This window comes from Micromonospora sp. I033, assembly GCF_053890995.1.
On record NZ_JBSSLX010000230.1, the window covers coordinates 1 to 8,776 of the forward strand.

Genomic DNA, 8,776 nt, shown 5'->3' on the forward strand with positions numbered 1-8,776 from the left:
CCGGTGATCCGCTCGGGGTCCGGCGCCGAATCGGTGAGCAGCCGGGTGTACGGGTGGGCCGGGTTCTGGGTGACGGTCTCGCTGTCGCCGCCCTCGACCATCCGGCCGGCGTACATCACGATCGTCTCGTCGGCGAAGTAGCGGGCCGAGGCGATGTCGTGGGTGATGTAGAGGATCGCGATGTTGAGCCGCTGCTTGAGGTCCTGCAGCAGGTTGAGCACGCCGAGGCGGATCGACACGTCGAGCATGGAGACCGGCTCGTCGGCGAGGAGCACCTCCGGGTCGGCGCCGAGCGCCCGGGCGATGGCGACGCGCTGCCGCTGGCCGCCGGAGAGCTCGTGCGGGAAGGCGTCCAGGTAGCGCTCGGGCGGGGTGAGGCTGACCCGGGCGAGCAGCTTGCCGAGGGCCGCCTCCAGGTCCTCGGCGCTGCGCCCGGCGTTGCCGTGGATCCGCAGCGATCGGGTGAGGTGGTAGCGGACGGTGTGCACCGGGTTCAACGACGCGAAGGGGTCCTGCAGGATGAGCTGGACCCGCCGCACGTACGACCGGAACGGACGACCGCCGCGCACCCTGGTCGACGTGCCGTGCAGGCGAAGGTCGCCGGCGGTGCGGGGGTAGATCTGGGCCAGCAGCCGGGCCACCGTGGACTTGCCGGAGCCGGACTCCCCGACCAGCGCGGTCACCCGTCCACGCCGCAGCGCGAACGACACGTCGTCGACGGCGTGCACGACTGCCGGCGTCCGGGAGAAGAGGTCACGCAGCCGTCTGCGGACGGGGAAGTGCTTGGTGAGGCCGACGGCCTCCAGCACCACCTCGTCGGCCGGCGCCGCCGCGCTCTCGCTCAACGTCATGCCGAGTTCCTGTCTGGGATTTGCCGTGTCATGGACGTGGGTGCCGCCTCCCCGGCCTGGGCCGGGGAGGCGGCACCGGGGTGTCAGCCGTTGGCGGGCTTCAGGTGCAGGACCACGTCCAGCGCGTTGGGCTGGGTGGGCTGCATCGCGCCGTACGGGTTCGAGTCGTCCGGCCAGCCGGTCCAGTTCTTCGTGCTGTACGCGCCGCCGATGTTGTCGGCGCCGACCGGGATCATCGGCATCTGGTCGACGAAGATCTTCTGGAGCGTGTTCATGGCGGTGGTGCGGGCCGCCTCGTCGGTGGCGCTCGCGTAGGCGACCAGGGCGTCGGTCGCCTCCTTGCTGTTGAAGCGGCCGAAGTTGCCCGCCGGGGAGGCGGTGCCGATCGGCTTGAGCTGCCGGCCGTCCATGACCGTCCGGTAGATGTCGTACGGGGTGGCGCCGCCCTCGGTCCACCGGAAGGTGGCCTCGAAGTTGCCCTGCTCGACGTTGCGGAACCAGGCGTCCTGGTTGGCCTTGTCGATCGTCGCGGCGATGCCGATCTTCGCCAGGTTGCCCTTCACGATCTCGAGGCTGGTCTGGTAGTCGGACCAGCCGGCCGGGTCGGTCAGCTTGATCGTGACGGCCTTGCCGGTCTTGTCCTTGAGGGTGTTGCCCTCGAGCTTGTAACCGGCGCCGGTGAGCAGCGCCTTGGCGCCCTCGACGTCGACCTTGTGCTCCTGGCCCTTGAACTCCGGCGCGATGAACGCGTCACCGGCCGGGCTGGGCAGGCCGGTCACGCTCTTCACCAGCGGGTGGAAGTACGCGGCCTCCGCCGTGGTGAAGATGTCCTCGCGGTCGATGACCATGTTCATGGCACGGCGCAGCGCCGGGTCGTCGAACGGCTTCTTCGTGGTGTTGAGGTAGAGGCCGTGGATGCCCAGGATCGGGGGCGCCCACACCTTGTGGTGCTCCTGGTCCTTGGCGACGAACACCGTCTGGTAGTTGGGAATGAAGACGAAGCTCCACTCCGACTCGCCGTTGGCCAGGGCGGTGGTCTGCGCGCTGTTGTCCGTGTAGGAGGTGTAGCGCAGTTCCTTCACCTTCGGCAGGTCCTGCCAGTAGCCCTTGTCGCGCACGGTCAGGGTCATGCTGGCCGGGGTGAACGACTTCAGGGTGTACGGGCCGCTGCCGACCGGCTGCTTGACGGCGTCGGTCGTCGGGTCGCTGATCTTCTCCCAGATGTGCTTGGGCACGATCGGCACCCGCCACAGCACCTTCTGCTGGTTCACGAACTGCGGACTGGCCATCTTGATGGTGACCTCGTTGCCGCTGGCGGTCGCGTCCGTGTAGGGCACGCCCTGGTCGTTGAGCGCCGGGAACTTCTTGACCAGGTTGTAGGTGAAGGCGACGTCCTCGGCGGTGACCTTCTGCCCGTCCGACCAGGTGGCGTTGTCGCGGATGGTGACCTTCACCGAGGTGTAGTCCGGCGACCACTCGGCCTTGGTCGCCAGCCACGGCTTGAACGGGTCGGCCGGCTTGACCGGGTTCCACATCATCAGCGGCTCGAAGATCTGCCACCGGTAGCCCAGGGAGGCCGCGGCCGAGGTGGTCAGGAACGGGTTGTTGTTCTCCGCCTGCGGCCCGTTCGGCATGCCGACGTTCAGCACCGTGGCCGCCTGGCCGTTCTTCTTGTTGGCGTTCGGGCTGTCGCCGCACGCGGCGACGCCGGTGGCCATCGCGCCGGCCAGCGCGACGGCGAGGAGTTGCCTTCTTCTCATGGAGGTCTCCCTCGGTGGTCCCGCAATCCTCGAGCGGGATGTGGTGGATGGAGGGTGTGCGGTGGTACCACCGGTGGGCGCGGTGCCCGCCGGTGTGGGTGGTGGATACAGCGGTGGCGAGGTCAGGTGCTGCCGGTCGAGGCGCGGACGGTGAAGCTGGTGGGAATGACGGTCGGGGTGTCCGGCAGCGGCCTGCCGGCGAGGTGGGCGATGAGGGTGCGGGCGGCGGCGGCCCCCATCTCCCGCAACGGCTGGCGGACCGAACTGAGCGGTGGATGGGTGTGCCCGGCCAGGGGCAGGTCGTCGAAGCCGACCACCGCCACGTCGTCCGGGACCCGCCGGCCGGCATCCCGTAGCGCCTGGAGCGCACCGGCCGCGGAGAGGTCGTTGTGCGCGAAGACGGCGTCGAACGGCACGCCGTCGGCGAGCAGGCGCTCCACCGCGGTCCGTCCACACTCGAAGGTGAAGTCGCCCTCCACGACGAGGGCGGGGTCGATGGGCAGGCCGGCGTCGGCGTAGCCGTCCGCGAAGCCGGCGAGCCGTTCCCGGGTGCACCCGAAGCGGCGCAGGCCGGTGACGACCAGCGGTCGCTTACGCCCGTGCGCCAGCAGGTGCGCCGCGGCGGCCCGTGCGCCGGACTCGTTGGTGGTCCGGACCGACGGGAAGCCGGGCTGGTGCCCGCGGTCGTCGATGAGGATGACCGGCAGGCCGCGCTCGTGCAGTTCGGTGATGTAGTCGAGGGTGCCCTCCGGCTCGACCACGAGCAGGCCGTCGAAGGACTTCGCGGAGACCTGGGAGGCGAACCGCCGCATCGACTCGTCGCCGTGGGTGCAGGTGAACAGCAGCATGCCGTAGCCCTCGGCCTCGACCACGTCGGCCGCGCCCTGGAGCACCTCGCCCATCCAGGGCCAGGTCAGGGCGGGCACCAGCATGCCGACCACCCGGGTGCGCCCGCGGGCCAGGCCCACGGCGCGGGCGCTCGGCACGTACCCGAGGGCGTTGATGACCGCGCGGACCCGGTCGGCGGTGCGGACGTGCACCTCGCCCTTGCCGTTGAGCACCCGGGAGACCGTCGTCTTGCTCACGCCCGCCCGGGTGGCGACGTCGGCGATGGTGATCGGCACGTGACGCTCCCGGGTCGCAGGGGTGAGGGGGATGTTTCGGAACCGGTTGCGGAAGCGGTTCCGTCGCAGTCAACCGAAGTGGCGGCAGTCACGTCAATAACGGGCGGGTAACGAAACATGGCTAAGTTCGAAACCTGAAAAAAGTGCCTCTGGACAGCCCGGCGGTTCGTCGGTGTGGGAGGGTGTCGATGCGCCGAAACGGGTCGACCGCGGAGCGCGGCGGGCCTAACCTGACCGCCGCCCCGCCGCCGACCGGCCTCCGCCGGGCGGAGTCAGGCCGGCCCGGTGCGGGCGTAGACGTCGCCGGAGTTCACCTCGTACGGCAGCTCCCGCAGGTATGCCGCCACCTCGCCCGCCGGCCGCCAGCCGGGCAGGGCGAACGCCATCTCGTCGCCGAGCGCCACGGTGAACCCGGTGAAGCCCAGTCCGGTGAGCCGGTCGAGGCAGAGCGCGGCCAGGTCGCGCGCGATGGTGGTGAACTCGAACGACAGCGCCGGCAGCGGGCGGCTCAGGCCGGCCAGCACGGCGTCCTCGAACCCCTCCACGTCGATCTTCACGAAGGCCGGTGCCCCGTGCGCGGCGACCAGGCTGTCCAGCGTCGTGCCGGCCACCTCGATCTCGGCGTCCCAGATCTCGTGTGACCAGCCGCCGGCCCCGTGGGCGGCCCGCAGGAACCCCGCCGACGCGGTGGAGATCGTCGGGTTGGCCGAGTTCACGTGCAGCCGCACCGGCCCGGTCCGCGCCCCGCACGCCGCCTCCACCACGGTCACCCGGTCGTCGCCCGCGTACAGGGCGCGCAGGGCCCGGGTGCAGAGCGGCTGCGGCTCGACGGCCACCACCCGGGCGCCGAGCCGGCGGAAGCTGCCGAGCCGGTCGCCCACGTGCGCGCCCACGTCGAAGACCAGGTCGCCGGGGCGGACCAGGGGCGCGTAGAAGGCGTCCATCGCCGCCTCGCGGGCCGGGTCGCCGTAGTACGCCTCCAGCGAGCGGCGCAAGCCCGACATGGTGGGATCCGCCTTGAGCGCCTCGATCACCCCGATATGACCGCCCACCATTCCGACGCTAGCCGCGCCGGCCTTTTCGTGAGCCTCTTTCGGGCGAGCCCGTGCCCCCGCCTCAGCCCAGCCTCCTAGGAAGCTTTAGAGGGAGTGGGCGGGGTCCCTGCCAGAAGAACCGGCAGCTCGGCTGCACAGGCATGGGCCGTCCCGAGCGTCGGTGGAACGCCATGTCGGTCTCATCGCTCCTGAGACCTACATGGCGTTCCACTCACGACCGTCCCGGAGCGGGAGGCGGCCGGCCGAGCGGGGCGTCCGCCAGCATCTCGGGGACTGCCGACAGCGGTGCGTGGCGGCACGTTGCGTCCCGTCCCCGGCCGGCGGCCCTACAGGGGAGGAGGGCGGGAGCGGCCCACCGGAGCGATCCGCCCGGAGCGGCGCTCCGACTTCGGCACCCCGGCCATCCGCAGCAGCGGCGCCAGCGGCAGATTCACGCGGCCCAACCCGAGCGAGCGCCCGGGTTGCCCCCGGATTCACGGTGTCTCGACGACCTCCTGGCCGAGGGGCCAGAGCGCCGCGGGGACGAGCTTGAAGTTGGCCACCCCGAACGGGATGCCGATGACCGTCACGCAGAGCGCGACGCCCGCGAGGATGTGGGAGAGAGCCAGCCACCAGCCGGCCAGCAGCACCCAGAGCACGTTGGCCAGGCCGGACGGCACGCCGGCGCCGGGTTTCGGCGCGAGGGTGCGGCCGAACGGCCACAGCGCGTACGAGGCGAGGCGGAGCGAGGCCAGCCCGAACGGGATGGTGATCACCAGGGCGAAGCAGATGAGGGCGGCCACGCCGTAGCCGAGGGCCAGGACGAATCCGCCGCCGAAGACGAGCCACAACAGGTTCAGCAGAAACCGAAGCACACTCTCATCGTGGCGGCCGCCCGCAACGCGCTCCCAGCCTCATCCCGAGATCTTGGCGAGTTGTCGTTCGCACCGAACGGAAACTCTCCAAGATCCGCTGCCGCGCCGAGGCGCCGTACCCCCAGCGGACCGTCGATCATGGAGTTTTCCGCGACGGAAAGCGTCTTCCAGTCCGCTAACCCCATGATCGACGGGGCGAGCGGGGAGGACCGGGGACCTATTGGCCGGCGCTGAGGCGGTGGCGCAGCGCGAGGTGGAGCACCAGGCGCCGGTCCGGGTCGTCGAGGGCCGTGCCGAACAGCTCGCGCAGCCGGCGCATCCGGTAGCGCACGGTCTGTGGGTGGGTGTGCAGGTCCTCTGCGACGGCGACCACCTGCCCCTGTCGGCGCAGCCACCCGTGCAGGGTCTCGGCCAGGGCCCGGCGGGCGGCGGGCCGCAGGCCGGCCAGCGGCGCGAGGCAGGTGTCGGCGAGGTGGTCGGCCAGCCCCGGCTCCCAGCGCAGCAGCAGGGTGAGGAGCTGGTCGTCCCCGGCCACCGGGTCGGCCGGCAGCACGCCGTCGCGGCGCAACGCGAGGGCGCGTCCGGAGATCCGGTACGACAGCCGGGCCCGGCCCAGCGCCACGCTCGGCCCGAGCGCCGCCCGTCGGCCGGTCAGGGCCTGGCGGGCCCGGTCGAGCCGCCCTGGCGTGCCCGGGTCGGGCAGCACGATCCGGACCGCGTCGTCGATGACCGTGGCGATCGCGCCGCCGCCGATGGTGCTGCCCAGGTGTTCGGCGTCGTCGCCGTCGACGCTGAGCACGGCGACCGTCCGGGGCAGTGGCCAGCGGGCCGCGTCGGCGGCGGCGCGCAGCGCGGCCTCGCCCGGCGACTCCGGCTGGACGAGCAGCGTGATCAGCCGCCGCCGAGTGGTGGCCCAGTCCCGCGCGGCGTCGCGCTGCTCGTCCAGGTACCCCTCGGCGGCGGCGCCGGCCAGGGCGTCGACGTAGCCGAAGAGCGCGCCGGCGACCACGTACAGGTCCGCCGGGGCGGGGCCGGCGGACGTCGTGTGCGCCACCAGGAAGGCCCACATCTCCCGGCCACCCAGGGTGAGTACGGCGCGCAGCGCGTCGACCCGGTGCCCCTCCCGGTATTCGGTGCGGCCGAGCGCGTGGAAGACGGCCCGGGTGGCGGTCAGGTCGCGGGCCGGCTCGGCGGCCGCGTCGACGAAGGCGTCCACGGCGGTTCGCACGCCGAGGGCCAGCCCGCGCCCCTGCCCGCCGGTGAGCGAGCGGCCCTGCGTCCGCATGGCGGCCCGGACGGTCTCCAGGATCCGCCCGTGCAGCGGGGCGCGGAGGCCGCGCAGCTGCTCGCCCACCGCCGGCGCGAGGTGGGCCAGGCCGGGCTCGATGTCGAGCAGCGTGTCGGCCATCATCGGCTCCTTGTCATCGAGGTGATAAATCCGGTGGCGGATCATGCGCGTCCCGACCAAGGATTTTGGCACCAGGCTACGTACGGTCGGTGCCGTGGATAGCGATGTGATCGTGGTGGGGGCCGGGCTGGCCGGGCTGGTCGCCGCCGCCGAGGCCGCCGACGCCGGCCGGCGGGTGCTGCTGCTGGACCAGGAGCCGGAGCAGAACCTCGGTGGGCAGGCCTGGTGGTCGTTCGGCGGGTTGTTCCTGGTCGACTCGCCCGAGCAGCGCCGGATGGGCATCCGGGACTCCGTCGAGCTGGCCTGGCAGGACTGGACCGGCAGCGCCGCCTTCGACCGTCCGGAGGACCACTGGCCGCGCCGGTGGGCCGAGGCGTACGTGCACTTCGCGGCCGGGGAGAAGCGGGCCTGGCTGCGGAGCATGGGCCACCGGGTCTTCCCGGTGGTGAGCTGGGCCGAGCGGGGCGGGGGAGCGGCGCACGGGCACGGCAACTCGGTGCCCCGGTTCCACGTCACCTGGGGCACCGGCCCGGGCGTGGTCGAGCCGTTCGCCCGGCGGGTCCGCGCCGCGGCCGAGCAGGGCCGGATCCGGCTGCTGTTCCGGCACCGGGTCGACGAACTCGTCACCAGCGGTGGCGCGGTCACCGGCGTGCGCGGCGCGATCCTGGCCCCCGACGACGCCCCGCGCGGCCGACCCACCTCCCGGACGGTCGTGGGCGACTTCGCGTACGGGGCGCAGGCGGTGATCGTGACCTCGGGCGGGATCGGCGGCGACCACGACCTGGTCCGGCGGGCGTGGCCGGCACGGCTCGGCACCCCACCGGCCCGGATGGTGACCGGGGTGCCGGCGTACGTCGACGGCCGGATGCTGGCCGTCACCGAGGCGGCGGGTGGTCAGGTGATCAACCCGGACCGGATGTGGCACTACACCGAGGGCCTCCGCAACTGGGACCCGGTCTGGCCGGGGCACGGCATCCGCATCCTGCCCGGGCCGTCCTCGCTCTGGCTCGACGCGACCGGCGAGCGGCTGCCGGCGCCGCTGTTCCCCGGCTTCGACACCCTCGGCACGCTGCGCCACCTGCGGGCCACCGGCCACGACTACAGCTGGTTCGTGCTCACCCAGAAGATCCTGGAGAAGGAGTTCGCGCTGTCGGGCTCGGAGCAGAATCCCGACCTCACCAACCGCAGCGTGCGGCAGGTGCTCCAGCGGGTCCGCCCCGGCGCGCCCGGGCCGGTGGAGGCGTTCAAGCGGCACGGCGCGGACTTCGTCGTCGCCGACGACCTGCCGGCACTGGTCGACGGGATGAACAAGCTGGCCGCCGAGTGCGGCGGGCCGCAGCTCGACGCCGTGGCGGTGCGCCGGCTCGTCGAGGCCCGGGACCGGGAGATCGCCCACCCGTTCGGCAAGGACGCCCAGCTGCACGCCATCCGCGGCGCCCGCCGCTACCGGGGTGACCGGCTGATCCGGGTCGCCACCCCGCACCGGCTGCTCGACCCGGCCGCCGGCCCGCTGATCGCCGTGCAGCTGCACGTGCTGACCCGCAAGACGCTCGGCGGCCTGCACACCGACCTGTCCGGCCGGGTGCTGCGCCCCGACGGCGAACCCCTCGCCGGGCTGTACGCCGCCGGTGAGGTCGCCGGTTTCGGCGGCGGCGGCATGCACGGCTACAACGCCCTGGAGGGCACCTTCCTGGGCGGCTGCCTCTTCTCCGGCCGCACCGCCG

Annotated in this window: 7 protein-coding genes; 1 reads left to right on the forward strand and 6 read right to left on the reverse strand. The window is 72.7% G+C overall.

The genetic code is table 11. The annotated features are described in order from the left end of the window. The 6 genes from ACW0Q9_RS26375 to ACW0Q9_RS26400 all read right to left on the reverse strand — a co-directional run. A partial coding sequence (locus tag ACW0Q9_RS26375) for an ABC transporter ATP-binding protein (protein ID WP_456185788.1) occupies window positions 1-851 on the reverse strand: 851 nt, incomplete at its 3' end. A gap of 83 nt (window positions 852-934) precedes the next feature. Continuing rightward, complete coding sequence (locus ACW0Q9_RS26380; protein WP_456185790.1) at window positions 935-2,611, reverse strand: ABC transporter substrate-binding protein; 1,677 nt, start codon at window positions 2,609-2,611, stop codon at window positions 935-937. A gap of 122 nt (window positions 2,612-2,733) precedes the next feature. Next, entirely contained in the window at window positions 2,734-3,735 is a 1,002-nt protein-coding gene (locus tag ACW0Q9_RS26385) for a LacI family DNA-binding transcriptional regulator (RefSeq protein ID WP_456185792.1), read from the reverse strand. Between the two features lie 272 nt (window positions 3,736-4,007). After that, window positions 4,008-4,739: an FkbM family methyltransferase gene (locus ACW0Q9_RS26390; RefSeq protein ID WP_456185800.1), complete on the reverse strand. Its 732-nt coding sequence runs from the start codon at window positions 4,737-4,739 to the stop codon at window positions 4,008-4,010. A 524-nt stretch (window positions 4,740-5,263) separates the two neighbouring features. Further along, a complete protein-coding gene (locus tag ACW0Q9_RS26395; protein WP_456185794.1) occupies window positions 5,264-5,644 on the reverse strand; it encodes a YccF domain-containing protein in 381 nt (126 codons plus the stop codon). A gap of 217 nt (window positions 5,645-5,861) precedes the next feature. Next, window positions 5,862-7,052, reverse strand: a complete 1,191-nt coding sequence (locus tag ACW0Q9_RS26400) for a PucR family transcriptional regulator (protein ID WP_456185796.1) — start codon at window positions 7,050-7,052, stop codon at window positions 5,862-5,864. Between the two features lie 94 nt (window positions 7,053-7,146). Between ACW0Q9_RS26400 and ACW0Q9_RS26405 the strand changes: the two genes are divergently transcribed. Beyond that, the coding region (locus ACW0Q9_RS26405; protein ID WP_456185798.1) for an FAD-binding dehydrogenase at window positions 7,147-8,776 on the forward strand (1,630 nt) is incomplete at its 3' end.